The sequence below is a fragment of the Rhodococcus sp. NPDC006774 genome (assembly GCF_040636045.1).
GTDB lineage: Bacteria > Actinomycetota > Actinomycetes > Mycobacteriales > Mycobacteriaceae > Rhodococcoides.
The window spans coordinates 61,126-85,219 of sequence record NZ_JBEYIW010000016.1; the positions used below are offsets into that span (position 1 = coordinate 61,126).

Consider the following 24,094-nt stretch of genomic DNA (forward strand, 5'->3'; position numbering starts at 1 on the left):
GTATGCTTGGCTTGCAGCAGTGGCGTTCGCCCGGCCGGGTGAACGTGAAACGGTAGGTCCGATCGTGAGCGAGAGTTCGATGAAGTCTCGGATGGCCGAGTACCCACGTCCCCATCACTGCTTGCTGCATGTGAGCGACACGCATCTCGTCGACGGCGGAGGTCGGTTGTACGGCGGCGTGGACAGTCAATTGCGGCTCGAGCAGGTGATGACCGACGTACGCAACTCCGGTGTGCGGCCCGACGCATTGGTGTTCACGGGGGATCTGACCGACAAGGGTGAGCCGGGCGCGTACGAGAAGCTGCGGGCGTTGGTCGAGCCGGTGGCCGAGGAACTCGGCGCACAGATCGTCTGGGCGATGGGCAATCATGACGACCGGGCGACGTTCCGTCAGAAGCTTCTCGACGCAGAGCCGAGTGGCCAGTCCATCGATCGCGTGCACGACGTCGATGGCCTCCGTGTCGTCACGCTCGACACGACGGTCCCGGGAAGGCACCACGGCGAGCTCGGCGACGAGCAATTGGCCTGGCTGGCCGACACACTCGCGACGCCCGCCGAGTTCGGCACGATCCTGGCGATGCATCATCCGCCGGTGCCGACGGTGCTCGATCTCGCAGTGCTGGTGGAGCTGATCGATCAGCCGCGGCTCGCGGACGTGCTACGCGGAACCGATGTGCGGTCCATTCTTGCTGGGCACCTGCACTATTCGACGACGGCAACCTTCGCGGGTATACCCGTCTCGGTGGCGTCGGCCACGTGCTACACCCAGGATCTCAATGTGCCCGCGGGCGGATTACGCGGACGCGACGGTGCCCAGGGATACAATCTCGTCCACGTCTACGAAAACACCGTAGTCCATTCGGTGGTGCCCACAGGGTCGTACGACACTGTGGGAGAACCGGTCTCGGCGGAGGAGACCGCACGCAGGCTGAGTGCAGCGGGGGTCACCATCGCAGACAGTGCCCGCCGAAAGACGTTCAGCGACGCCTAGCGCTGTTCGCGTTCCCACGGCGCGACGATGGGGAAGTACTTGTCCAGGAACTGAGTCACGGTCCTGGTGCGCAGGTCCAGGTCGACTTCCGGGAAGCTGCCGTCGTTGAGGCAGAAGAAGTCGACCGATCGCTTGGGGAGCAGCTTCTCCATCAAGTCGAGACCTGCCACGGACGTGGTGTCGATGTACCGAACCTTCGCGTCCTTCTGCACCACCGCGCGCCCGCTCATCAACGCGTAGTAGTGGTACAGCGAGTTCGTCACCGAGATGTTGGTACTCGCTCGGAATGCGCTCGCCGCAGTCGAGGCGAACTCGTCCGGAAACTCGTTTTCCATCTGCTGCATCACGCTGCGGCGCAACGGAGTTGCTGCATGTTCGAGATGCCGGGTTGTGGTCATCCCGAATCGGTCCTGCAGGATCCGACGGTTCACCCGCGCCGCGTTCTCGAAGCCGCTGCGGTCGGCGTCGCTGTAGCCCAACCCGATTCGCGTTGTCGCTTCGATGAACATACTGATTCCGCCGGGGGAGAAGAACATCGACGGGCTGACCGGTCGGCCGAAGAACATGTCGTCGTTCGAGTACAGGAAGTGCTCGGACAATCCGGGGATGTGGTGCAGCTGGCTTTCGACGGCCTGCGAATTGTGGGTCGGCAGAACGGAGGTGTCGACGAAGAAGGCCTCGCTCGGCACAAAGGTCACCTTGGGGTGGTCGGCGAGCCACGCCGGCCTCGCCGAGTCGGTGGCCACGAAGATGCGCCTGATCCACGGTGCGTACATGTGAATCGACCGCAGCGCGTACTTCAGTTCGTCGATCTGCCGGTATCGGGCAGCCGAATCGTCGCCCTCACCGACGACGTAGTTCGCCATCCGCCGCGCACGCTGAGCCTGGAACTCTGCCGACGAGCCGTCGACCCAGGAGAACACGATGTCGATGTCGAAATTGATGTCCGACGCGTGGTCGGCGAACATGTTCTCGATGGTCGGCCAGGTTCGTCCGAAGCGTTCGACCGTGCCGCGGACGGCCTCGTCGGGCCGGATGTTGCGTCGGGTCAGCGAGTTCTCGATCGGCAGCACGATCTCGGCCGGGGAGAACGACCACAGCTCGATCTGCACCGCCGTCGACGCGCCGTAGTACAAGCCGCTGAACGGCTCGACGCGCGGTCGGTACAGGCGCACGATCCGTGCGTTCGCGGACGGCGAGAGTGTGCCGTCGGCGACCAGTACTGCTTTCCCGCGGGCGTCGACGGTCTTCGAGTAGAACGGCTCGGCGCGGCAGGCGTGTACCAGTGCGGTGGTGAGCGCGTCTCGGGCAGCCAACTCGATGGCAATGACCGGGCGTTCGTCGTTGCCGCGAACGAGTAGGTACTTGATTCGCGCGGAGTCGAGCACGGCGCGGACGAACAGTAGATCCTCGACCATCGCCTGGTGTGGGGTGGTGGAGGTGATCGTCAGGGCGTAGCGGCCGTCGTGGCTGACCACGTCGGATCGTTCGCTCAGGCGTGCTGCGGATGCTGCTGATTCTCTGGTGACGGCATCGTTGGTCTCGTGCTCCGGTGGAACGAGGTAGATATCGTGCGGGGCAGAAGACGAGGTGATGGCGTTCCTTCCGGAGTGAACTCGCTGGCCGAGGAAACCCGGTGCAGAATCAGTCTAGTGCAGGTCCGCGGCTTTCCTGACGCGCTGCGGTAGAACCCGGCTCGCCGCGACCGAGCCCACCGCGACTCCGGCAGCGTCGGCCAGAGCGTCGGCGACCGATCCGGAGCGCCCCAGAGGCAGGTTCGCCTGCAGGACCTCCGAGATCGCCGCGAATGCCAGTACCCACAGCGCGGTCCTGACCCAGTCGATTCCGGCCAGTCGCGACGTATACGCCAGGGCCGCGAACAGTACGAAGTGGATGATCTTGTCGCTGTGCTGAAATCCCGAGGGCACCCCGGACGCGGGGGTGAACAGTACGATCAGCGCAACCACGAACGTGACCGCCAGGGGAATTCGATACGTCGACGGTGAGAACACCGCCCGAGTTTAGCGGCGCTGCAGCACCACGACCGTGTCGATGCGTTCGTCACCGTCGGGCGTGATGCGGGTGCGATGTTCGGCGTGGATCACCTCGAACCCGTCGCCGGCCGCAGCGACGACCGGTTCCGGAGCGAACAGTCGGTGCTTGGCCGGGTGCTGCGAGGCGTGACTGTCGCTGGGGCTGTGGCCGACGATCAGCAGTCGTCCCTTCGGTGCGACCGCGGCGGCGAACCTGCGGGTGGTCAGTTCGAGTTCGTCCGGTGGCACCTGGAGGAAGTGCACCGACACCAGATCGAACGCCGTTGCCGGCGGAGTCCAGTCCAGAACGTCCTCCTGTTGCCAGGTCACCGCGAGTGTCCGCGGCTCGAGTGCTTGTTGTGCTGCGCGAGCGCGGCCGAGGGCGACGTCGGAGATGTCGACACCGGTCACGTTCCAGCCTCGACCGGCCAACCACAGTGAGTCGGCACCTTCCCCGCAGCCGATGTCCAGGGCGCGTCCCGGAGTCAGCGCGGACGCTTCCTGTACCAACACGGCGTTGGGATTTCCGCTCCAGATGGTGGTGCGCTGGTTGTAGAGGTCGTCCCAGAATGCTTCGTCGAAGGCACCGTTCTCGAAATCCGGCTCTGCGTGGGTCCGGTCGGCGGGATGGGTGTGAGCATGTGTGTGGTCGGCCATGGTTCGAGACTGCCCGCTGCCGGCCGTTGACGCAAACCTATTTGCCGTATCGGCAAAATTGCTGTGGGTAGAGTGATGCGGCATGACCGAACCGGAACGTGAAGTGCTGACGTGGGCGACGTTCGGAGACGCGTCGCGCGACCTGACCGAGAAGATCGTCGACGACGGGTTCGTTCCGGACATCGTCATCGCGATCGCTCGCGGTGGGCTCATCCCCGCGGGTGCGATCTCCTACGCGATGGGCGTCAAGGCTGCCGGCACCCTCAATGTCGAGTTCTACTCCGACATCGAGGAGACCCTGCCCGATCCTGTTGTCCTCGAACCTCTTCTGGACACCGACGCAATCGTCGGCAAGAAGCTGCTCGTCGTCGACGACGTGGCCGACTCCGGCCGCACGCTGGCTCTGGTCATCGACCTACTGAAGGCTCATACCGCCGACGTGCGGTCGGCAGTCATCTACACCAAGCCGAGAACCATTGTGCAGCCGGATTATTCGTGGCGCGAGACCGACAAGTGGATCAACTTTCCATGGTCCACGCTGCCGGTCATCACCTGAGCTGCCGGTCTGGGCGACTGCGCCGTCGGGCCGGGGTGGTCGACGTGATCGATCGTGTCGGCCGGAGTTCGAAAGATCATCGGCGCACCGTGTTCGACTGCTACGTGTAGCCCCAGGTGTGGAATCTGGTGGCCGAGCAGTCTGGGCAATACTGCTCGTCGTCACCCATGGTCCAGCCAGGTTCGGGCGCGATCATCGCAGCAACTCGGCGGCCGTCGTAGACGACCAGACCGCACCCGCTGCAGCCTTCGGTGCTGTGCTGGACGCCTTCTGTGCGGCCGGCGCGAGCTACGACCGTTCTGGCCAGAACGGTCACCGTGGCCGGAACGAGAAGGAAGGTCGCTGCGCAGCCTGCCGCTCTCAGCAACTGAGCACGCCTGCTGTGGGAATGATCGGCGTCGACGCTGCCGAATTCAGGTGTCGTGTCACCGTTGAAGCTGCCTCTCGAACTCGCACAGTGCATGCCCGCGGGCATCGCGGTACGACAGATAGTACATACGGTGCGTGGAGGGTGCCGCCTCGGAGCCGCGGCAAACAGCAGTTCTGTGAAGCCCGTCGAGTGGCTCGAAACCGACTCGCTGGGGAAGCGCGGCTTCGGACATTGCAGAGCGTGCCCTCGTAATCCCTACTGCGTCAGGGTTACTGGAAGTTTTCGTTCTCTATGGGTCGTCACCATTCTGTGACTATGAGGCGCGTCACTCGCTGTGGTGCGGTAAATCGCCTGGTCGTGCGTGTCCGGAGATGTTTCTGTCACGTCCGGGTGGGGGTGTCGCCGGCGTGATTCGGGTGTCGAGGGCCTGTCGTGGATGCGTGGGGTGTTGTACCGTCCCGGGCAGATCTTCAGTTATCTTTCAGCAATCATTGTGGTCGATGGAATCACCGAATCGTGTACGGAGACTCGCTCATGGAAACGATGGCACGCGCTACGACTGGTTCGGCGGTGCGGGGACGTGGCGTATCGAGGGCTGTGGCTGGTTGTGTGGTGGTGTCGGCGGCAGTGATGGTGGGTTCGCTTGCGTTCGCGGGCAGTGCGTCGGCGACGCCGACGCCGTTGGCCGACAAGTTCGCGAGCACGGTCACCGATGACGGCTGGACGTTGGATCTCACTGCCAGCAACTTGTCGGTGAACCCGGTTCCGAACGTGGCGACGACGGCGTTCACGCGGGAGGGGTTCGTCTCGGCGAAGGTCACCGGCACCATCACCGGTGCCGGTGGCACGGCGGTGAAAACCGGGTACATCGAACAGGGCCTGCAGATCGGGTGTCAGATCGATGTCTCCTCCGGACTCGGTGTGGGGCTCGGGTTCTCGTTCGGTCCGTCGGTGGGTGTGTCCATCTCGGGGGTTCCCTCGGCGAACCTCGGTGTCAACGCGTCGGTGAACCCGAGTATTCAGGCCACCATCGCGCCGGGAACGATCACCACGATTGCGCTGGGCACGAAGGATCTCGAGGCGTCGAAGGCCTCGATCACGGCGGAGAACGTGCACGTGAAGGTCGATGCGTGCGCGGGCCCGGTCACGGTCCGCTCCTATGCGCAGTTCGCGGTGTCGACGGCGACCTCGGACAACAGTGTGTTCGTGTACTCCGACCCGACTTGGCTCTGACACACAACATCGATTCCAGCCGGCAACGGCTCTACATGCATGCGCAGCGATTTCGATTGTCGACCAACAATTTCCGCACTCACCCTTACCTGAGGAGCATCATGTCTTTCACTCGTACGAAGCGAATCGCAGCCACCACCACAGCAGCCACGCTTGCTGCCGGCGGGGTTCTGCTTGCCAACGCCCCGGCCGCTGCAGCTGTTCCCGTGACGACCGAAGGGCCGCTTCCGGCGTACTACGGCGCGCCGGTGGTGCAGGTTCCCCTCAATCACGCCCTGACCGTCGCGGCCCGTGACAGTGGTATCCCAGCCGCTCTGGCCAACGCGGATATCACGATTCCGGTGCAGGGGTGGGAGAGGGTGATCGACTCCTCGGCCAACGTCCTGGCAATCGCGACCGCTCGGGCTGCGCAGTACCCCAACGGTTGCGCTTCCTACGAGTTCTACCTTCCGCCGAGCGGGAAGTGGGCAGCCGCAGCCGCCTCGTACATCAACTGCCCCTGGTAGAGAACACCTTCTTCCTGTCCACATGCATCTCCTCCCGCTCTCCGACCCAGCGGGTTGCGGGTATCTCGAGTCCCGCGTTTCTGTCTGGAAGAGAAAGGCATTCACTTTCGATGACCACTTCACCGGCCGACCCGATGACCCCACCGACCCGCCGCCACGGTGCAGTAGGCAACGAAACCTCGACGGCGGTGATCGCGACAGTGTTCGGGCTCGGGTTGTTGATTGTGGCGTTCGCGGTGATCGGACGCCTCGCCGGATGGGCTGCCGATCACGGGACGATCCTGGTGTATCTGGCGTTCTTTGTGTGGATGTCGATCGCAGGGCGGGTGTTCTGGTGGGGCACCGACAAATTGGTTGCCACGGTCCGGAAGACGGCGGCCCAGGACCACCGATGAGGCCGGAACCGATATCGAAACCGACTGCGGCATCGAGGAACCCGACGCTGCGTAGGTCGGTGGCGGGAGTCCTCGCTGCCGGGGCATTGTTGACCGGGGCTGCCGGGGTGATCGGTGCCGCGATCGTGCTCACAGCGGGACCCGCCTCGGCGGGACCGGCGGAGGATTGTGCGGCGGTGCGGGCGCGGGATCATCAGATCTACCTGAACTTGATTGCCTCTCTACCGCCGGGCTCTCCGGTCCCACCGGAGTACATCAATCCGTGCCTGACCGCGCCGTCGACGACCACGACTGCTCCGCCGACGAGCACCGCGGGACTGCCGGGCGCGCAAGCACCCGGCGGTGGCCCGAACGTCGGAGCGAACGCTCCGACGAACTTTCCCACCTACAACGGCACCCCCATCGTCCCCGGCCCCGGCCCTGTCCCTGTGCCGGGGGTGGTGCAGACCGTGACACCCGGCGCACCAGCGGCCCCGGGTGGTGAGAGTCCTGCAGGAGTCCCGGCTGCGACGGCGACCAGTGGTGGTGCTCCGTCGTCGCCGCAGCCTGCGGGATCGACTGCACCCACTGCGGTTCCCGATCGGGGGCCGGGACCGATACCCACCGATACCGATTCGAATACCGCACCGGCGCAACCGGTTCCGGACGCTGGATCCCCGACTGTGGGGGTCGGCCAGGGCGACGGGCGTGAGCGCTATCTCGAACTGGTGTTGGTCGGTGCTGCCGCGTTCACTGCCGGCGGGATCGGTGTGCGTGGGCGTCGTTCCCCGTTCGGTGCCCGGACTCCGGAATCGGTACTGTCCCAAGCGGTCGGCACTGTTGCTTCGCCGTTGATGCAGTACGACAAGGGTGGGCAGTCGAAGATCACCGTCCCCGATCCGGGTGGGGGACAGCGCACGTTGTTCTTGATCCACGACCGGTCGTCGTCGCACGAATCGGTGATTCCTGTCGACGTGCCGCCCGGGGGGCGCATGTCGGTCGATCCGGACGGTTCGGTGACCGTCGTCGACGCCGACGGAAACCCGGTGTCGACGGTCGCCGCGCCGTGGGCGTACGACGCCGACGGCACACCGATTCCCACGCACTTCGAGATCCGCGACGGACATCTGGTCCAGGTCGTCGACACTGTGGGCATCGAGAACATTCTGTATCCGATCCTCGCGGACCCGCCGTCCGGCGGTGAGAACATCGCTACCGGCAGAGAGATGACGGCGATACCGTTGTACAACGGGCAGGACGCGATCAGTGGTCAACCCGGCGGTATCGCCGTCGTCGGTGATCCCGACCCCGGATACAGCCCATATCAACCGACCACCGACACCGTCAAGGACGGTACCGACCTCACCGTCGACCAAGGTAACGGCACCACCAACCGCTACACCGGCACCGGCACCGATGCCGGTTTGCCTTACACCACCGAAGCGACCACCGACACCTATCAGCAGATGGCCGCAGACCAAGCCGCCGCTGAGCAGGCCGCTGACGATGCCGCGGCGCGGCTCGAGTCTGCGCAGGCCCCGCCGGTGAGTGAGAGCGGGATCGAGCCCGGCGACCTCGAGGGCCGTGCCAGCGAGGTGGACAACGTCTGGGCCTGGACCTACACCGACCCGGACGGGCTGACCCGCAACTTGCAGGTCACCTACGACGACGACGGTCGACCGTGGCGGGTCTTCGACCATGCCACCGGAAATCTGTACCTCTACGACTGGAGTACCGGCGAGCCGGTCCTGCGTCAGTCGCAGCACCTCGACTCCGGCTCCGTAGTGGATCAGACCCCGGAACTCATGAGCTTGATCGTTCCCCCACTGCGCGGGACACGCGCGATCTCGGGAGCTCTACGCCTCGACGACCTGATCATCTCGGCCAAACCACCCACCCGGCCGAACCTCGGTCCCGGAACATCGACCCGGCCTCGAGACCGGCCCGTACCCGCTCTCGACCCCACCGGCATCCCCATGGACCCGACATCGGGTGATCCCGCCGCCATCACCCCGGCACCGACCGAGACCGACCGGGTCGTCCCCGATCCCGAGGCTCCCGGGGCACCGCGCCGGCCCGGCCTCGACGACTTCGACCCCTACGCTCTCGACCCCACCGACCTCGACGACCCCACCGCACTCGACGACCCCACCGACCTGCCCACCGTCACCGCACCCCCGACCTCGTCCACCCCTGCCGCACCGACATCGCCGCCGGAATCGAGCTACGCCCCGAAACTCGGCGACGGCGAGAGCGCACCGAACTTCATCGACGTCCCCGGTCACGGCACCCTCGACATCGGTGCACTGGCACGCCCCGAGATCGGCGATCCCGACCTCGGGAACTATCCGGACCTCGGCGAACCCCGACTCTGGGCACCCGCAGGCGAAGGTCCCCGCTACACCCCCGACGGTCGACTCAAGGATTACCGGGTGATCCAGGAATTGGCCACCGGGATCGACGGCGACGTCGCGTACACCATCAACGGAGTCAAATTCGACGGCTGGTTCCCCGACGACGGCATCGTCACCGAAATCAAAGGCAACTTCGCGTTCCTCTTCGACTCCGCCGGCAACCCCACCACCTGGGGCGCAGACATCTGGCAGGTCAAATGGCGTGATCAAGCCCAAGCACAAGCCCGAGCCCTCGACACCACGGGCCAGAACATAGAACACATCTGGGTAATGTTGCAGGAGAACACCATCGACCTCGCCGAGAGAGTATTCAGTGCGAACGGTCTAGAAAATATCGACGTATTGTCACTTGCCGACTGGCTCGAAAGGATCCGACGATGATCGATCTGCACGCTCCGACGGTGATCGGCTACTGGCACGATCGCTCGCAGAGCGTCGATCGTCCTCGGAGCGCCGAGGACCTCGCCGCCACGACCCGGGCGTTCCTCGATACCCTAGCCGCGATCGATCCCGCTCTCGTGCCGGAGCTGTTGCTGCTCGGGGAACACCAGAGCGGTCACCCGGCGGATCTGAGTATCGAGGGACTCCGCCGGATCTACCACCGCAGAAAACAAGACGATCCCCCCTCGGGGTCCTACGTCTCCGGCTACTCGGTGCACCTCGTGCACCCCGATCACCGGCAGAGACAGTCGGTGAGCTTCTCGGTCGGAGCGACCGCGGGAACGAACGTCGTCCATGTGACTCTTCCTCGACCGGAGCACGCCGTCGGGGACGCATCCGAACTGCTCACCGCCCGCGTCGGGGATGCGGTACTCAAGGCGATCCTCGACCACTGGAACGCCACTGAAGCTCACTGGGACCTGGAAAAGTATTCCCGACCTCAGCGAGACTTGGTCCTCGGTAAAGCATCGAGCACATCATGGACAGAGCGACGCGAGGCCAGGAAACGATGGGCGAAGGAACTTCAGATCGGGTGGGAAACTCTCATCCCACCGCAGGTGCCTCTCGACCGCACTCTGTTGCCTGCTGTCGCCGACATCGAGACAGTGACCGCCGGTACTTTGGTTCGGCTCGGTGACGCGCCACTCGATGTCGACTTCGAGGACATTCTCGATCTCCGCCGCGCCCTCGGCTACCCGACATGATCCTCCGTCGCTTACTGTTTCGGTTCTCTCCGAATGTGAGCGGTAGCAACAGAATAGACGGACGTGCCGAAGTGGGGTCGGATCTGCGGGGATCGGGCGAGGCCATAAAGCAGTCGTGGACTACAACCGGGACCCCAGCGGTACTGCCGGTGACGCGCTGTTTAGTGCTCTGCGGCTCGATTCCGTGGTTGCTTTGCCCTCCGGTCCGTTCGCCCAAGCCGGAGCGTCGTCGAGAACGGAGCAACGTCGAGGGCGTGTCCACTACCCCAAGCACTACGGTTTCGATTGCGACACCGTCACGAAAAGACCGATCTACGAACGGCTATCGCAGTTCCCGGCCGGAGCGGCCTTCGACCGCTTCGGCTCACCCAACGGCTACTTCCTCGGGGCGGACCACGATATGTTTCCCACTCGGAGTGTTCCGCCGGAGAGTGCGGCCGAGGAGTACTACCGATACATCGTCGGTCAGCCGCTACCGGCGAATCTCGCGGTGCTCATGGGCGAAATTGAGGAGGCATTCGCTGCTCCTGGCGGTGGGACCCAATACATGGTCATCCGCATCGACACAACGACCGGACTCCCGACCCTGCGTCGGAGTACTGACTACGCGGACATCACGAACTACTTCCGGCTGACCATCGAGCAAATGATGGATGCGGACATCATCGAACTGGTCTATCCGCGAGCTACCCCGTGACCTGCGGCCTTGCGCGTATTCGGCGGGCCGCGGGAGATTGGCATCGACAGGTGTCACCACAGTCAGGAGCGAGTATGACCAGGAATCCTCTTCGTGAGGCGGAGGAGAACAATTCCCTTGGTGTGGGGTCGTTGACCGATGACGAGGTGGCTCAGTTCACGGCGGCGGTGGAGTATTTGCGGTCGGTGATTGTTGCCGCGTTCGGGGTGGAGTGGACCGATCCGGTGTTTTCCGGTGACGGGTACGTCGTGACCGAATTTCCACGCAGTGGTGGTGGGTACTTCGACGGGTATCGCGGGGTGCGCAAGACTGCGCGTGGGTATGCGCTGATGTCAGGCGACGAGCGGGGTTACGAGGGTGGGTCGGTGACGTTCGGCCGGTTCGAGGATGCGGTGAAAGGCTACGCAGCTGGGGTGATTCGTTCGTTTCGGATGGAGCGCAGTGGCCTTTACCTGGGCAGTGTGGCGTGGATGTGGAACGGCACGACCGGACCCGGTGTGGTGAGGCAGTCGTTGAATCCGCCGTACGACACGGATTTTCGCTATTTCCTCGAAGATGATCCGAGTGCATGGCTCGAAGGCGACAAGGTGGTTGCGACGTTGTCGCATGGTTTGGGTATGTCGGTTGCGGCGTTCATTGCGGTGATCGTCGCGCATCCGAAGGTGACTGCCGAGGATGCGACGGCATGGCCGAAACCGGTGCGACCCTGACCCTTCGACCGGTATGGCTGGTTCGGCATCGTGAGAAGCACATCCAGTCAGGAGTGAACATGATCAGGAACCCTCTTCGTGAGGCGGAGGAGAACAATTCCCTTGGTGTGGGGTCGTTGACCGATGGCGAGGTGGCTCAGTTCACGGCGGCGGTGGAGTATTTGCGGTCGGTGATTGTTGCTGCGTTCGGGGTGGAGTGGACCGATCCGGTGTTTTCCGGTGACGGGTATGTCGTGACCGAATTTCCACGCAGTCGTGGGTACTTCGCCGGGTATGACGGGGTGCGCAAGACTGCGCGCGGGTATGCGGTGATGTCGGGCGACGAGCGCAACCTCGAGGGTGGGTCGGTGACGTTCGGCCGGTTCGAGGATGCGGTGAAAGGCTACGCAGCGGGGGTGCTCGATTCGTTTCGGACGTGGCGCAGCGGCCGTTACCTGGGCAGCGTGGCGTGGATGTGGAACGGCACGATCGGGCCCGGTGTCGTTGCGCACCTGTTGGGTCGGTCGAATACTCAGTTTCGTTATTTCCTCGAAGATGATCCGAGTGCATGGCTCGAGGGTGACAGGGTGGTTGCGACGTTGTCGCACGGTTTGGGTATGTCGATTGCGGCGTTCATCGCGGTGATCGTCGCGCATCCGAAAGTGACTGCCGAGGATGCGACAGCATGGCCGAAACCGGTGCGGTCCTGACCTTCTCGACCCGTATCGATGGCGGCGCGCCCGCGGTTCGACATCCGATGTCAGGAGTGAACTCGAGCAGGAACCCTCTCGGTGAGGCGGAGAAGAACAGCTTCGAGGACGACCTCGAGCAGATCGACGTACTGTCACTTGCCGACTGGCTCGAAAGGATCCGACGATGATGGATTTACACACTCCGACGGTGATCGGCTACTGGAGTGATCGCTCGCAGAGCGTCGGTCGTCCTCGGAGCGTCGACGAGCTCGCCGCCACCACCCGGGCGTTCCTCGATACCCTCACCGCGATCGATCCCGCTCTCGTGCCGGAGCTGTTGCTGCTCGGGGAACACCAGAGCGGTCGTCCGGCGGATCTGAGTATCGATGGACTCCGCCGGATCTATCAACGCAGAAAACGAGACGATCCACCCACAGGGTCCTACGTCTCCGGCTACGGGGTCCACTTCGTGCACCCCGACCGTCGGCAGAGGCAGTCGGTGAGTTTCTCGGTCGGAGCGACCGCGGGAACGAACCTGGTCAATGTGACTCTTCCTCGACCGGAGCACGCTGTCGGGGACGCATCCGAGCTGCTCACCGCCCGTGTCGGGGATGCGGTACTCAAAGCGATCCTCGATCACTGGAACGCCGAGAACGGGCGCTGGAGCGTCAGCAAGTATTCCCGACCGCAACGGGAACTGGGCATCGATTTCACCGGCCTCGACGCCCTCGACCGGCAACGCGCCATCAACACCCGACTGGCGAAGGAACTCAAGATCGGGTGGGAAACTCTCATCCCACCGCATGTGCCTCTCGATCACACTCTGCTGCCTGCTGTCGCCGACACCGAGACCGTGACCGCCGGTACTTTGGTTCGGCTCGGTGACGCGCCACTCGATGTCGACCTCCAGGACATTCTCGACCTCCGCCGTGCCCTCGGCTACCCGACCTGACCCGCATTGGCACCCGGATCCTCGCTCGGCCCGCTCTGCCGGTCACCCCTGCCCCACTGTCTGGGCGCAGTGTCTCGACGCCCGTCGTTCGCCCCGTCTGGCGGGTACACCTCAGGTGTGGACGTCGCCGTACCGGCGATGAGTCGACACCACCGCCTCAGAAGGGAGCCTGATGTTTCTGTTCGTATCCAACGGCGGCAAGCAAAAAATGATCGAGCATCGGATCGACGCTCCCTGGCAGTTCGGTCAGCTGCTCTCGCGGTTCGATGGAATACAGCGATCCGCGTTGACGGTCTCGAAGGTCCCAGAGGGCCGGTACTACGAGGATCTCAGCGACGACGAGAAAACCGCGATGAGCGAAAGCTACATCCAAGCCGCTGGGTCGGCGCAGGCGATGTCGGTCGAGTTGAGGTTTCTCATCGACGGTGTTCATCGCCTGTTCGTCATCGGCCGACCCGGCCCCCGATATGGCGAACCCGCCGTCGAAATCCCCTTCTTCGGCGGCAAACACTCCCTCACCGTCTACTCCGAAGAGGTGTTCACCGCTGATGACGCGGCGCAGTTGTTCTTCGAGTGGGCCACCAACGGAGACATCGACCGCACGAAACACCACCTCCGCGAATTCGACCTCGACGCCTTCTACCCAACCTGAGGCCAGCCTGGTCTTCTCCGATCCGACCGGGCGTGCACCCGACTTGTGGTTGCCCGCATCGACGATTGTGCCGGTCGCGATCACCCCGAAGTCGCAGCCTCCGATGTTGGGGCGTTTGTCAGCGCCTGCCGATCTCAGAATCGTTGAGCAGCAGTACTACTGGCAGCGTATGACCGGCAGGTGGATCGTTTTCCCGTGGTCCACGTTGCCGGTCATCATCTGACTTATTCGCTGGAGACGTCGATCAGCACCTTGCCGACGGCACCGTTCTCCACGGCGTCGTGCGCTGCGGCGGTCTCGCTCAGCGAGAAGCGTTGCAGCGGTAGACCGGTGGCCTCGCCCACCTCCAGAACACCTGCGGCTGCCGCAGCACTGACGTCCGCCTCGGCGTTGCGAAGAGCCTCGTCGCCCACGGTGTACAGGAGGACGAACTGGTAGCGAGTGTTGAGCACCATGTTGGGTCGAACGTCGAGGGTCACGGTGTCGCCACCGTTGTTGGCGTACACAGCTATCGAGGCGCGGTTCGCTCCCACGGCCGCGTTGAGTGCGGCGTTCTGTGCGGGAGCAACCTCGACGATGAGATCGATTCCGGCAGGGACCAATTCACGAATTTCGACGGCGGCGTCGCCGGCCTTGTAGTTCACCACGTGGTGCGCGCCCGCCGCGGTCGCCAGCGCGCCCTTCTCCGGTCCGCTGACCGTCGTCACCACGGTCGCGCCCGCCCAGCGGGCCAATTGGATCGCGGCATGGCCGACGGCACCGGCACCACCGGCGACGAGTACCGACTTACCCTCGAGTGCGCCCGGGTGCAGCCGGGTGGGTCCGTCCTCGGAGACGGTCAGCGCGCGGTGCGCCGTCATCGCGGGCACTCCGAGGCTTGCGCCCACGTCGAATCCGACGCCATCCGGCAGCGGAACCACTCGGGAGGCAGGCAGGATTGCGAAAGACTGGGCTGTACCGGTCGGGCGCTGATGCTGGGCCAGGTATACCCAGACTCGATCTCCAACGGAGACGCCGTCGACGTCGGGGCCCACGGCGTCGATCACTCCGGCACCGTCCTGGTTCGGAACCACCTCGTCGAATGCCAGCTTCTCACCCGGTCCGGAACCGGTTCTGTTCTTCCAGTCCGTCGGATTCACTCCCGAGACCACGATGCGCACGCGGACTTCGCCTGCGGCAGGTTCGGTCACCTCGCGATCTTTCAGTTCGAGGACGGACGAGTCGCCGGTGCGGGTGTACACAATTGCTGGAGCAGTCATATCCGGTCCAACGCGCTCGGGCCGCCCCGATGTTCCCTGCGAGGCAATCGGGGTATGCATGACTGGTTATCAGTGCTCGACGAAAGAGGCGTAATCAATGAACCACAACGACCTGCTCACCGACGCGTTCGGCCGCATCAAGGAACTCGTCCACGCGGTACTGGACGACATCCCCGCGGCCGCGCTGACGTATCGACCCGATTCCGACGCCAACAGCATCGCGTGGTTGCTGTGGCACCTGACGCGGGTGCAGGACGATCACATCGCGGGCGTGGCCGGGAGTGAGCAGGTCTGGACGTCGGACTCGTGGTTCGAGCGTTTCGGACTATCGTTCGACAAGTCGGACATCGGGTACGGCCAGTCGTCCTCGGACGTCGCTCAGGTCACCTCGAGCGCCGAGCTGCTGCGTGAGTACCACGATGCCGTGTACTCGAAAACCGTTGCCTACCTGAGCAGCATCTCGACCGACGATCTGGACCGGATCGTCGACGAGAACTGGGATCCGCCGGTCACACTGGGTGCGCGGCTGGTGTCGGTGGTGTCCGACGACCTTCAGCATGCCGGGCAGGCGTCCTACGTTCTCGGCCTGTACACCCGGCAGGCTCGAGATCAGGCGTAGACCTTCTGCAGGTTCTCCAGCGTCTTGCGAATGTTGCGACGCTGGAACTGCGGGAACGTCTTACCGCTGGTGACGATCTTGTCGAACACGAGAGCCAGCGCGTCGGGCCACTTCGTCCGGTCGTCGGTCCAGGTCTCGGTGACTTTCGTGCCACCTGCGACCGGTTCGAAGTCGTAACGCCAGGTTGCGTTCGCGCCTGTGATCTTCGGAGCGCTCTTGCCGATGGCGTGGACGCGGAACTCGAAGGTCTTGCCAGGCTCGGCCGCTGTGACGGTGCAGCGAGTGACCCACTTCGCTCGGCCGCGCTTGTTGGTTCCGTCGAACACCATTCCCACGTAGGCACTCTCGCGGGGTTCGTGGACGGTGGCACCTCTGTTTTCGGGGCTCCACTCACCCATCCGCGTAGGGTCGCTGATCGCGGCGTACAGCGTGTTCGGATCGGCAGCGATGACGATGCTGTCCGAAACGGTGAGTTCGCGGCTCATGACGAGGCTCCCTTGCGGGCGTTCTTGCCCAGGCCGGGGTGAATGCGAGTGAGCATGGGCACCAACACTGTTCGCGGGGTGATCTGCGCGAAGATGGACCCGATGCGGTTGGCCGCTCCCGGAATCGACACCATGCGCCCCTTGGCCATGTCGTCGACGGCAGTCCTGGCCACCGTTTCCGCGTCCACCCACATGATCGGTGGAAGTGCTTTCTCAGCATCGTCTTTCGCGAATCCTGCGGCCTCGCCGAATCCGGTGTGTACCGGTCCGGGGCACAGTGCGGTGGCGGTGACGCCGGTTCCGCGCAGTTCACCGGTGAGAGACTGCGTGTACGAGAGCACGAATGCCTTGCACGCGCCGTAGCCGGCCTGACCGGGCAGAGGTTGAAAGGCGGCAGTCGAGGCGACGTTCAGCAGTGCGCCGCGTCCTCGCTGAGTCATGCCGGGGAGAAATCGGGTGCAGAGGTCTGCAACTGCGACCACGTCGACCTCGATCATGTTCATTTCCGCATCCGGATCCGATTCTGCGACCGGTCCGAGCGTGGACAGTCCGGCGTTGTTGATCAGGATGTCCGGGATGAGGCCGAGCTCGGTGATGCGGTCCAGTAGTTCGGCGCGAGTGCTGCGATCGGACAGGTCTGCTGCGAGCACGTCGGCTCGGACTCCCCGAGCGCGGATTTCCTGTGCCAAATCTTCGAGCTTGTCGGCACGCCGGGCGACGAGGGTGACGCCATGGCCTCGGGACGCGAGCACGCGCGCGATCGCGGCTCCGATTCCCGAGGACGCTCCGGTCACGACGGCTGTCCGATCAGGGGCGGGACGAGGAAGGCTCATGGCTCCCACCGTAGCGAACGCCCAATGTGCAGTGCATTCGAACGGCTCTTGTAGGTTAGCCTTGACTTACTTTCAACCCGCTAGTCTGTCGAGAGGTTTCCATGTTCTCTGCTTCAACTGCCGGTCGACGTTTCACTCGCCGCGCGTCCCTCCTGTCCGCGCTCGCGGTGTCGGCCCTGGTGGCCGGTGCGTGTTCGAGCACCGATACTGCCGAGTCGGAACAGGGCGACTCCGGAGACTTCGCCACCGTCACCATCGACTCGGCCTTGGGCCAGGCTGTCATCACCGAGAAGCCGGAGCGCATCGTCACGCTCGGCCAGGGCTCGGCCGAAACGGCGATCGCGCTGGGCACCGTTCCCGTCGGCGTCGAGGAGTATTCGTGGGGTGCCGACGACACCGGGTATCTGCCGTGGGTTCACGACGCGGTGACCGAGCTGGGTGCCGAACTTCCCCAACAGTTCACCGGTGGAACCGAACTGAACATCGAAGCCGTGGCTGCCCTCGAACCCGATCTGATTCTGGCCCCGTGGTCCGGCGTTACGCAGGATCAGTTCGACAAGCTGAGCGCATTCGCACCGGTGGTCGCGTACGAGGAGCAGCCGTGGACGATCACCTGGGAAGACCAGATCACCGTCATTGGCAAGGCCATGGGGGAGGAGCAGAAGGCGGCGGAAGAGATCGAGAAGATCAAAGGCCGCTTCGCCGACGCCACCACCGAGCATCCCGAATACGCGGGGGTGAGTTTCTCGTACATCTACAACACAGGGCCGGGGACACTCGGAGTGTTTCTTGCCGACGAGCAACGCGTTGCGATGGTGCGAGCACTCGGGTTGCAGGTCGATCCGGTGGTGAACACGCTCGACGAGACGGAGGGCACCGACTCGTCGGTCATCGGGTTGGAGAACGCGAATCTGTTGAACGACTCGGATCTGATCTTCACCTTCTACTCGGATCCGCAGAACCGCACCGACACCGAGAATCAGCCTGCCTACAAGCAGATCCCGGCCGTGTCCCGCGGTTCGGTCGTGGCGCCGACGGATCAGTCGTTCGTCACCGGGTCGTCCATCATCAATCCGTTGACGGTGCCGTGGGCACTCGAGCGATACGTGCCGATGATCGACGAGGCTGTCGCGAAGCTCGACGCCCGCACGTCATAGCTTGATCGAGCGAAGCGGAGAAACCACGCGACTCGTGGTCGAGGTGATGTGGCACTACCGCGATGACTGATCCCTGATTCGGCCCTATCGATTTGTAAGACAATCGCTTCCAGCCCCGCACCGTGTTCTCGGTGCGGGGCTGGAGTCTTTCCTGGGGTTCAGGCGATGTGGGGGCCTGCGCGGGCGTGGGATGGTCTCGGTTGTCGGTAGGGATCCACGGTTGCGGGTGGTACGAACCAGGGGTGGTTGTCGGTGCCGATGAACACTTCCCAGTCGGAGTGGTGGATGAGGCGGTGGTGGAATCCGCAGAGCAGGACGAGGTTGTTCATGTCGGTGGGGCCGCCGTCGCCCCAGTGCCAGATGTGGTGGCCTTCGGTCCAGGCGGCGGGTTTTCCGCAGCCGGGGAACGCGCAGCCGTGATCGCGGGCGGTGAGAGCTTTACGTTGTTTGGCGGTGACGGTACGGGCAGTGCGGGCGAGGTTCAACGGGTTGCCGTTCTCGTCCATGACGATGGCGGTGAGGACACAGTCGCAGGCCAACTGGCGGGAAGTATTGCGGGAGAGGGGTCCCATCCACGGGAGCCACCCGACCGTGGTGCCGTCGCCGAACAAGTCGCGATACGCGCCGCGATCGGCGGTAGGCCCGGCAGCGGGTTCGGTTGCAGTGCGGGTGTTCTCGTCGTCGGTGATGTCGTCGGCGTCGCCGCAGTTCTGGAGGTCGGTGAGATCGCGCAGGCTGATGTGCAGGTTCAGATGCGGGCGTTCACCGCCTTCGATGGGGCGATCACTCGAGGCGAGGTATTGGTCGAGGATGTGTCCGAAGGCGTCGGCTCTGCGCTTGGCGGGGCTGCGGTCGTCTTGGGTTCCGTCGGCGGCGGGGTGGGGTTCGGTCAACGGCGAGAGTGCGGTGAGCAGCTTTTCTCCGGTGATCGCATCGAAGTCGCCTTTGAGTACCAGTCGCCCGTTCAGGGTTGTGGAGGCGAAGAGTTCGTTGCGGTCGGTGTTCTCGGCGGGTGGTTTCTTGCTGCCGAAGCTGTCTTCGAGTCTGGTGATCGCTGCACGGATCCGGCCAGTACGAGCGTCGGGTCCTGTCGCAGCCTTGATCAGAGCTTTACGTGCGGCATCGCGACCCTCTTCCGGCAGGTTCTCCGGGGGTGTTTCGGCGAAGGTGAGGATCAACGCGGCGTGATCGATCGACATAACACCGGTGTTCACGGCGTCGGCGATGTCGGGAAATGCAGCCATGCCGCGGGCGAGGGCGACGATCTTGGTGGCCTTGGACGGTGAGAGCAGGGTGGTGTAGGTCAGCCAGCCGGCGGGTCCTGGGAAACCGAGCTTCTCCCGGCTCACGCGGGTGTCGATCTCGGCGACGAGAGCAATCCGCCGGGCCTCCAACAACTGGATCCGGTGAGAGACCGCAGCGGCATCGGCGAGGAGTTCACTCTCGCTCAGTTGCCAGATCTCCGTGGTCATGCGAGCAAGTGTATCGAACGCGCGTTCGACTGGCAACCATAGTGCAATCGAAAACTATTGCTGTGCATAATGATTCGCGAATCGGAACCTGTCGGTACGTCGTGGTAGAGGACCGGCGGCACCCAAAGATTGCGCGTCTCGGCCACTTTGCTGTGACGAATGCACCCGAACATCGGTGCATTTCCTGATGCGTCAGTACACCTCGCGTTGCCGTTCCTGTTCCAACACCTGCTCGAGGTCGCTCAATCGGTTCATCGACGACACCTGACGCGCCGTCCGGTGATTGAGCGCCAACATCTCGCGGTGCCGGTGGACGAAGGCCCAGTAGCCGGCGGTGAACGGGCAGGCGTCGTCGCCCAGTCGCTTCTTCGGGTTGAACTCGCACGGCTTGCAGTAGTCGGTCATGCGGTTCAGGTACGCCCCGCCCGAGGCGTAGGGCTTGGTTGCGATCACTCCGCCGTCCGCGTGCTGACTCATGCCGATGACGTTCACCGGCATCACCCAGGCGAACCCGTCGACGAAAGCCGTTGCGAACCAGTCGGTCAACGCTCGCGGATCCCAGGCATGTTGCAGCGCAAAGTTTCCAAGGATCATCAGTCGGGGAATGTGGTGCACCCAGCCGCGGTCGCGCACGCCGTCCACCGTCGACGACAGGCACTTCGCCACCACGGCGTCGCCGTCCAACTCCGTCAGCCAATTCGGCAGTGGCTCATGCGCTTCGAGCTTGTTGCGCTCGAGGTACTCCGGCCCCAGATGCCAGTACAGGTGCCACACGTATTCGCGCCAGCCGAGGATCTGCCGAACGAAACCCTCTACGCTCGCCAGCGGGGTGCCGTCTCGGTGGGCGTCCTCGGCGGCGTGCGCCACGTCCAGCGGTTGCAGCAGGCCGAGGTTCAGCGGGACCGAGAGCAGTGAGTGCGACATCGTCCAGTCGTCGGCCATCACTGCGTCCTCGTACTTGCCGAAGTCGTCCAGGCGATAGTTCACGAAGTGCGCCAATGCTTCCGACGCCTCAGAAGCAGTCACCGCGAACACGCGAGGTCCGTCGACCCCGACGGTGTCGAGGCCCCAGTCATCGAGGTCGGCGCGCACCTGGTCGTCGATCGCGTCCTCGGTCGGCCACCAGGGTTCCTCGACGCCCAGGGTCAGGCGTCCCTTCGGTGGCGGCGACTGGTTCTCGGCGTCGAGGTTCCATTTGCCCGAGACCGGTTCGGATCCCTCCATCAGCACCCCGAACTTCTTACGCTGTTCGCGGTAGAACGTCTCCATCCGAAAGGTGCCGCGCTCGGCTGCCCACTCCGCGAAATCGGCGCGGGGAAGTGCGAACATCGGCGTCGGCAGAATCTCCGAAACCAGGCCCTCCTCGTGCAACGCGGCGACGAACTTCTCCGCCGCGTGTGAGGTGGGCTCGAACACCACCACGGGCTTTCCGTACTCGGCCAACCCTTCCCGATATGTCTCGGTCTGCAGGTAGGTGACGCGATCACCCAGCTCCTCGGCCAGGTGACGCATGCCCGACAACACGAGATGCAGCTTCTGCCGGTGGTATCTCCGACGCCGGAACACGCGCCGGGACTCGATCATCAGCACGTCTCGCTCGGCATGCTCGTCCACCGAGTGAAAGTGCGGGCCGAGCTGATCACCGAACAACCACAGAGCGTCCATTCTCGGAGTGTTCTCCCGCAGCGACGAAGGCAAACCAGTATCCGGCTCATGGCCGGTCGGTGAACACTGTGGCCGACCCAGGCGCGCCTTACTTGACCATCGACCGTCCATCGCATGGACTGACCCGATGCACGCTGAGTCTGCGCTTTCCAGAAGGACGTTTCTTCGCTCGTCGTCGGTGGCGGTCGCAGTGGCCGGAGTGGCCACGACCCTGCCGGCGACTGCCCACGCGCAGGGCAGCGATCGAGGCTTTCTGCACGGGGTGGCGTCGGGAGATCCGTTGCCCGACGCGATCGTCCTGTGGACCCGCATCACCCCCACGCCCGACGCCACCCCGGGCTCCGGCGTCGGCCCGCAGGTATCGGTGACGTGGCGCATGTCCCGTAGTGCGGACATGGGCGACGTGGTTGCCTCCGGAACCGTCGCAACCGGTCCCGACACCGATCACACCGTCAAGGTCGACGTCGACGGCCTCGCAGCAGACACCACGTACTTCTACGACTTCCGGACGAGCGACGCGGCATCGGCCGTCGGCACCACGCACACCGCCCCGGCCAACGATGCCGATATCGACGCGATGCGATTCGGGGTCGTCTCGTGCTCCAACTGGGAGTCGGGCTACTTCGGGGCCTACCGGCATCTGGCCGCCAGGACGGACTTGGACGCCATCGTCCACCTCGGTGACTACATCTACGAATACGAGACGGGCGGGTTCCCGGGCCGCGACGGGGTGATCCGCCAGCATTCGCCCACGCACGAGATCGTCACGCTCGCCGATTACCGTCAGCGCCACGGTCAGTACAAGTCCGACCCGGATCTGCAGGCCGCCCACGTCGACGTGCCGTGGATCTGCACGTGGGACGACCACGAGTCCGCCAACGACGCCTACGACGGCGGCGCGGAGAACCACACTCCGGCCACCGAGGGTGATTGGTACACGCGCAAGGCCAATTCCGAGCAGGCGTACTACGAGTGGATGCCGGTGCGCGCCGCAGGCACCGCGACCAACCGTCATCTGTACCGCAGGCTCCGGTTCGGCAACTTGCTCGAACTCTCGATGCTGGATCTGCGTACCTACCGCTCGCAGCAGGTGTTGCCGTTCAACGGGCCCGAGGTCGATTCGCCCAACCGGACCATCACCGGTGCCGAGCAGATGCAGTGGCTCACCGACGGCATTGTCTCGTCGCCGACGCAGTGGAAGATCGTCGGCAACCCGGTGATGATCACGCCCACTCTCATCCCACCGCTCGACCGGGATGCAGCCAGGGCCGTCACCTCGCTTCTCGGAATCCCGGAGGGCGGCCTGCCGTACAACGCGGATCCGTGGGACGGGTACACCGCCGACCGCCGCAAGCTGCTCGGTGCCATCGTGGACGCAGGCGTCGACAACACCGTCTTCATCACCGGCGATATCCACTCGGCCTGGGCCTGCGAGGTGCCGCTCGACGCGGCGCACTACGCAACGACGGAGCCTGCTGCCACCGAGCTGGTCGTCACCTCGGTGAGCTCGGCCAACATCGACGACCTGACGCGTACTCCGCCGCACACGCTGGGCCGGGTAGCCGAGGAGGCGTTCAAGGCGCTCAATCACCACGTGAAGTTCGTGGACCTCGACAGTCACGGCTTCGGCGTCTTCGAGGTCACCAAGACGGCGGCTCGGATGGACCACTGGTTCCTCACCGCCAAGGAGGATCCGCAGACCGCGGTCTACTGGGGAGCGGGCTTCACCGTCGACTCCGGCACCCAGCGCGTCCGGGCGGCGGCACCACCTGCCGGGTAACGCGCCATACTGGTCGGCGTGGCTGTACCGAAAATCGTCCTGTTCTACGTCTTCACTCCGCTGCCCGATCCCGAAGCGATCAGGCTGTGGCAGCAGACGCTGGCCGCGTCGAACAATCTGACCGGACGCATCCTCATCTCCGAACACGGCATCAACGCGACCGTGGGCGGCGACGTCGACGACGTCAAACGCTATGTGCGCGGCACCCGTAGCTACCCGGCGTTCAAGTCGGCCGACATCAAGTGGTCCGAGGGGCTCGGAAACGATTTTCCGCGCCTGAGCGTGCGAGTCCGGGACGAGATCGTCACCTTCGGTGCCCCCGGGGAACTGAAGGTCGACGCCGACGGGGTTGTCGGCGGCGGCACTCACCTGAGCCCGGAGCAGGTGCACGAGCTCGTCGATTCCCGCGGGGACGACGTCGTCTTCTTCGACGGCCGCAACGCTTTCGAAGCCGAGATCGGAAAGTTCAAGAACGCGGTGGTGCCCGACGTCGAGACGACGAGGGATTTCGTCTCCCAGCTCGATTCCGGTGCCTACGACCATCTGAAGAAGTCCCCGGTGGTCACGTATTGCACCGGGGGAGTCCGCTGCGAGGTGCTGTCTTCGCTGATGGTGGCCCGTGGTTTCGAGGAGGTATATCAGCTCGACGGCGGAATCGTTCGGTACGCAGAAACTTTCGGCGACGACGCGCTCTGGGAGGGGTCGTTGTTCGTCTTCGACAAGCGGATGGCGCAGAACTTCTCCGACCACACCGCCGTCATCGGTCGCTGCAGTGCCTGCGGCAACCCGACGTCCCGGTACCAGGACTTCGACGGCGACGCCGGCCGTGGTCTGCGGTTGATCTGTCTCGACTGCGCCTAGAC

The 24,094-nt window shown here is 64.3% G+C and carries 26 protein-coding genes; 17 read left to right on the top strand and 9 right to left on the bottom strand.

Going from position 1 to position 24,094, the window contains the following annotated elements:
• Positions 1 to 79 precede the first annotated feature (79 nt).
• Positions 80 to 991, top strand: a complete 912-nt coding sequence (locus ABZ677_RS21065) for a phosphodiesterase (RefSeq protein ID WP_358372916.1) — start codon at positions 80 to 82, stop codon at positions 989 to 991.
• Here the strand turns inward: ABZ677_RS21065 and ABZ677_RS21070 are convergent.
• From ABZ677_RS21070 to ABZ677_RS21080, 3 genes are all read right to left on the bottom strand, one after another.
• Positions 988 to 2,487: a stealth family protein gene (locus ABZ677_RS21070; protein WP_170945947.1), complete on the bottom strand. Its 1,500-nt coding sequence runs from the start codon at positions 2,485 to 2,487 to the stop codon at positions 988 to 990. The genes ABZ677_RS21065 and ABZ677_RS21070 overlap by 4 nt on opposite strands.
• A gap of 153 nt (positions 2,488 to 2,640) precedes the next feature.
• Complete coding sequence (locus ABZ677_RS21075) at positions 2,641 to 3,003, bottom strand: VanZ family protein (protein ID WP_037190297.1); 363 nt, start codon at positions 3,001 to 3,003, stop codon at positions 2,641 to 2,643.
• Between the two features lie 9 nt (positions 3,004 to 3,012).
• Positions 3,013 to 3,681 (bottom strand): class I SAM-dependent methyltransferase, encoded by a 669-nt coding sequence (locus ABZ677_RS21080; RefSeq protein WP_358372853.1) that lies wholly within the window; start codon positions 3,679 to 3,681, stop codon positions 3,013 to 3,015.
• A gap of 82 nt (positions 3,682 to 3,763) precedes the next feature.
• Between ABZ677_RS21080 and ABZ677_RS21085 the strand changes: the two genes are divergently transcribed.
• Positions 3,764 to 4,237, top strand: a complete 474-nt coding sequence (locus ABZ677_RS21085) for a phosphoribosyltransferase (protein WP_037190294.1) — start codon at positions 3,764 to 3,766, stop codon at positions 4,235 to 4,237.
• 100 nt (positions 4,238 to 4,337) lie between these two features.
• On the opposite strand, the gene ABZ677_RS21090 is transcribed toward ABZ677_RS21085, so the two are convergent.
• Complete coding sequence (locus tag ABZ677_RS21090) at positions 4,338 to 4,712, bottom strand: hypothetical protein (RefSeq protein ID WP_141216668.1); 375 nt, start codon at positions 4,710 to 4,712, stop codon at positions 4,338 to 4,340.
• 525 nt (positions 4,713 to 5,237) lie between these two features.
• Here ABZ677_RS21090 and ABZ677_RS21095 point away from each other — a divergent pair.
• The 11 genes from ABZ677_RS21095 to ABZ677_RS21145 all read left to right on the top strand — a co-directional run bounded on the left by ABZ677_RS21095 (position 5,238) and on the right by ABZ677_RS21145 (position 13,961).
• The gene (locus tag ABZ677_RS21095; protein WP_358372920.1) at positions 5,238 to 5,840 is read left to right on the top strand and encodes an MspA family porin; all 603 of its coding nucleotides are present in this window, start codon (positions 5,238 to 5,240) and stop codon (positions 5,838 to 5,840) included.
• Between the two features lie 101 nt (positions 5,841 to 5,941).
• A complete protein-coding gene (locus ABZ677_RS21100; protein WP_141216669.1) occupies positions 5,942 to 6,346 on the top strand; it encodes a hypothetical protein in 405 nt (134 codons plus the stop codon).
• A 110-nt stretch (positions 6,347 to 6,456) separates the two neighbouring features.
• The gene (locus ABZ677_RS21105; RefSeq protein WP_358372857.1) at positions 6,457 to 6,741 is read left to right on the top strand and encodes a hypothetical protein; all 285 of its coding nucleotides are present in this window, start codon (positions 6,457 to 6,459) and stop codon (positions 6,739 to 6,741) included.
• On the top strand, positions 6,738 to 9,515 hold the full coding sequence (locus ABZ677_RS21110; RefSeq protein ID WP_358372860.1) for a Tox-REase-5 domain-containing protein: 2,778 nt from the start codon (positions 6,738 to 6,740) through the stop codon (positions 9,513 to 9,515). Before ABZ677_RS21105 ends, ABZ677_RS21110 begins: the two co-directional genes overlap by 4 nt.
• Positions 9,512 to 10,279 (top strand): hypothetical protein, encoded by a 768-nt coding sequence (locus ABZ677_RS21115; RefSeq protein WP_052047600.1) that lies wholly within the window; start codon positions 9,512 to 9,514, stop codon positions 10,277 to 10,279. The genes ABZ677_RS21110 and ABZ677_RS21115 overlap by 4 nt, the downstream gene beginning before the upstream one ends.
• Positions 10,280 to 10,394: 115 nt before the next feature.
• The gene (locus ABZ677_RS21120) at positions 10,395 to 10,976 is read left to right on the top strand and encodes a TNT domain-containing protein (protein WP_037190289.1); all 582 of its coding nucleotides are present in this window, start codon (positions 10,395 to 10,397) and stop codon (positions 10,974 to 10,976) included.
• 74 nt (positions 10,977 to 11,050) lie between these two features.
• Positions 11,051 to 11,686 carry a hypothetical protein gene (locus ABZ677_RS21125; protein ID WP_358372863.1) on the top strand — a complete coding sequence of 212 codons (636 nt, stop codon included), beginning with the start codon at positions 11,051 to 11,053 and terminating at the stop codon, positions 11,684 to 11,686.
• Positions 11,662 to 12,375, top strand: a complete 714-nt coding sequence (locus ABZ677_RS21130; protein ID WP_358372866.1) for a hypothetical protein — start codon at positions 11,662 to 11,664, stop codon at positions 12,373 to 12,375. Before ABZ677_RS21125 ends, ABZ677_RS21130 begins: the two co-directional genes overlap by 25 nt.
• On the top strand, positions 12,351 to 12,545 hold the full coding sequence (locus tag ABZ677_RS21135; protein ID WP_358372869.1) for a hypothetical protein: 195 nt from the start codon (positions 12,351 to 12,353) through the stop codon (positions 12,543 to 12,545). Before ABZ677_RS21130 ends, ABZ677_RS21135 begins: the two co-directional genes overlap by 25 nt.
• Complete coding sequence (locus tag ABZ677_RS21140) at positions 12,542 to 13,309, top strand: hypothetical protein (RefSeq protein WP_358372872.1); 768 nt, start codon at positions 12,542 to 12,544, stop codon at positions 13,307 to 13,309. The genes ABZ677_RS21135 and ABZ677_RS21140 overlap by 4 nt, the downstream gene beginning before the upstream one ends.
• A 172-nt stretch (positions 13,310 to 13,481) precedes the next feature.
• Positions 13,482 to 13,961, top strand: coding sequence for a hypothetical protein (locus tag ABZ677_RS21145; protein ID WP_358372875.1), 480 nt, complete (start codon positions 13,482 to 13,484; stop codon positions 13,959 to 13,961).
• Between the two features lie 224 nt (positions 13,962 to 14,185).
• On the opposite strand, the gene ABZ677_RS21150 is transcribed toward ABZ677_RS21145, so the two are convergent.
• Positions 14,186 to 15,220 (bottom strand): NADPH:quinone reductase, encoded by a 1,035-nt coding sequence (locus ABZ677_RS21150; protein ID WP_358372878.1) that lies wholly within the window; start codon positions 15,218 to 15,220, stop codon positions 14,186 to 14,188.
• Between the two features lie 97 nt (positions 15,221 to 15,317).
• Between ABZ677_RS21150 and ABZ677_RS21155 the strand changes: the two genes are divergently transcribed.
• Positions 15,318 to 15,839, top strand: coding sequence for a DinB family protein (locus ABZ677_RS21155; RefSeq protein WP_094633549.1), 522 nt, complete (start codon positions 15,318 to 15,320; stop codon positions 15,837 to 15,839).
• On the opposite strand, the gene ABZ677_RS21160 is transcribed toward ABZ677_RS21155, so the two are convergent.
• Both ABZ677_RS21160 and ABZ677_RS21165 read right to left on the bottom strand, forming a co-directional pair.
• Entirely contained in the window at positions 15,830 to 16,324 is a 495-nt protein-coding gene (locus ABZ677_RS21160) for an SRPBCC family protein (protein ID WP_358372881.1), read from the bottom strand. The genes ABZ677_RS21155 and ABZ677_RS21160 overlap by 10 nt on opposite strands.
• The gene (locus tag ABZ677_RS21165) at positions 16,321 to 17,157 is read right to left on the bottom strand and encodes an SDR family oxidoreductase (RefSeq protein ID WP_358372884.1); all 837 of its coding nucleotides are present in this window, start codon (positions 17,155 to 17,157) and stop codon (positions 16,321 to 16,323) included. Before ABZ677_RS21165 ends, ABZ677_RS21160 begins: the two co-directional genes overlap by 4 nt.
• 101 nt (positions 17,158 to 17,258) lie before the next feature.
• Between ABZ677_RS21165 and ABZ677_RS21170 the strand changes: the two genes are divergently transcribed.
• Positions 17,259 to 18,314 carry an iron-siderophore ABC transporter substrate-binding protein gene (locus tag ABZ677_RS21170; RefSeq protein ID WP_358372887.1) on the top strand — a complete coding sequence of 352 codons (1,056 nt, stop codon included), beginning with the start codon at positions 17,259 to 17,261 and terminating at the stop codon, positions 18,312 to 18,314.
• A gap of 158 nt (positions 18,315 to 18,472) precedes the next feature.
• On the opposite strand, the gene ABZ677_RS21175 is transcribed toward ABZ677_RS21170, so the two are convergent.
• Both ABZ677_RS21175 and ABZ677_RS21180 read right to left on the bottom strand, forming a co-directional pair.
• The gene (locus ABZ677_RS21175) at positions 18,473 to 19,786 is read right to left on the bottom strand and encodes a DUF222 domain-containing protein (RefSeq protein WP_358372890.1); all 1,314 of its coding nucleotides are present in this window, start codon (positions 19,784 to 19,786) and stop codon (positions 18,473 to 18,475) included.
• Positions 19,787 to 19,978: 192 nt separating this feature from the next.
• Complete coding sequence (locus ABZ677_RS21180) at positions 19,979 to 21,451, bottom strand: cryptochrome/photolyase family protein (protein WP_037191532.1); 1,473 nt, start codon at positions 21,449 to 21,451, stop codon at positions 19,979 to 19,981.
• Between the two features lie 178 nt (positions 21,452 to 21,629).
• Here ABZ677_RS21180 and ABZ677_RS21185 point away from each other — a divergent pair, with 178 nt between their 5' ends.
• On the top strand, positions 21,630 to 23,231 hold the full coding sequence (locus tag ABZ677_RS21185; RefSeq protein WP_230596294.1) for an alkaline phosphatase D family protein: 1,602 nt from the start codon (positions 21,630 to 21,632) through the stop codon (positions 23,229 to 23,231).
• 18 nt (positions 23,232 to 23,249) lie between these two features.
• A complete protein-coding gene (locus ABZ677_RS21190; protein WP_037191530.1) occupies positions 23,250 to 24,092 on the top strand; it encodes a rhodanese-related sulfurtransferase in 843 nt (280 codons plus the stop codon).
• Positions 24,093 to 24,094: the final 2 nt, after the last annotated feature.

Excerpts from the sequence above, each read along its gene's own strand:
- ABZ677_RS21065 (WP_358372916.1), top strand. The coding sequence starts at position 80 with ATGAAGTCTCGGATGGCCGAGTACCCACGTCCCCATCACTGCTTGCTG.
- ABZ677_RS21080 (WP_358372853.1), bottom strand. The coding sequence starts at position 3,681 with ATGGCCGACCACACACATGCTCACACCCATCCCGCCGACCGGACCCAC.
- ABZ677_RS21085 (WP_037190294.1), top strand. The coding sequence starts at position 3,764 with ATGACCGAACCGGAACGTGAAGTGCTGACGTGGGCGACGTTCGGAGAC.
- ABZ677_RS21090 (WP_141216668.1), bottom strand. The coding sequence starts at position 4,712 with ATGCCCGCGGGCATGCACTGTGCGAGTTCGAGAGGCAGCTTCAACGGT.
- ABZ677_RS21095 (WP_358372920.1), top strand. The coding sequence starts at position 5,238 with ATGGTGGGTTCGCTTGCGTTCGCGGGCAGTGCGTCGGCGACGCCGACG.
- ABZ677_RS21100 (WP_141216669.1), top strand. The coding sequence starts at position 5,942 with ATGTCTTTCACTCGTACGAAGCGAATCGCAGCCACCACCACAGCAGCC.
- ABZ677_RS21105 (WP_358372857.1), top strand. The coding sequence starts at position 6,457 with ATGACCACTTCACCGGCCGACCCGATGACCCCACCGACCCGCCGCCAC.
- ABZ677_RS21110 (WP_358372860.1), top strand. The coding sequence starts at position 6,738 with ATGAGGCCGGAACCGATATCGAAACCGACTGCGGCATCGAGGAACCCG.
- ABZ677_RS21115 (WP_052047600.1), top strand. The coding sequence starts at position 9,512 with ATGATCGATCTGCACGCTCCGACGGTGATCGGCTACTGGCACGATCGC.
- ABZ677_RS21125 (WP_358372863.1), top strand. The coding sequence starts at position 11,051 with ATGACCAGGAATCCTCTTCGTGAGGCGGAGGAGAACAATTCCCTTGGT.
- ABZ677_RS21130 (WP_358372866.1), top strand. The coding sequence starts at position 11,662 with ATGGCCGAAACCGGTGCGACCCTGACCCTTCGACCGGTATGGCTGGTT.
- ABZ677_RS21135 (WP_358372869.1), top strand. The coding sequence starts at position 12,351 with ATGGCCGAAACCGGTGCGGTCCTGACCTTCTCGACCCGTATCGATGGC.
- ABZ677_RS21140 (WP_358372872.1), top strand. The coding sequence starts at position 12,542 with ATGATGGATTTACACACTCCGACGGTGATCGGCTACTGGAGTGATCGC.
- ABZ677_RS21145 (WP_358372875.1), top strand. The coding sequence starts at position 13,482 with ATGTTTCTGTTCGTATCCAACGGCGGCAAGCAAAAAATGATCGAGCAT.
- ABZ677_RS21150 (WP_358372878.1), bottom strand. The coding sequence starts at position 15,220 with ATGACTGCTCCAGCAATTGTGTACACCCGCACCGGCGACTCGTCCGTC.
- ABZ677_RS21155 (WP_094633549.1), top strand. The coding sequence starts at position 15,318 with ATGAACCACAACGACCTGCTCACCGACGCGTTCGGCCGCATCAAGGAA.
- ABZ677_RS21160 (WP_358372881.1), bottom strand. The coding sequence starts at position 16,324 with ATGAGCCGCGAACTCACCGTTTCGGACAGCATCGTCATCGCTGCCGAT.
- ABZ677_RS21165 (WP_358372884.1), bottom strand. The coding sequence starts at position 17,157 with ATGAGCCTTCCTCGTCCCGCCCCTGATCGGACAGCCGTCGTGACCGGA.
- ABZ677_RS21170 (WP_358372887.1), top strand. The coding sequence starts at position 17,259 with ATGTTCTCTGCTTCAACTGCCGGTCGACGTTTCACTCGCCGCGCGTCC.
- ABZ677_RS21175 (WP_358372890.1), bottom strand. The coding sequence starts at position 19,786 with ATGACCACGGAGATCTGGCAACTGAGCGAGAGTGAACTCCTCGCCGAT.
- ABZ677_RS21180 (WP_037191532.1), bottom strand. The coding sequence starts at position 21,451 with ATGGACGCTCTGTGGTTGTTCGGTGATCAGCTCGGCCCGCACTTTCAC.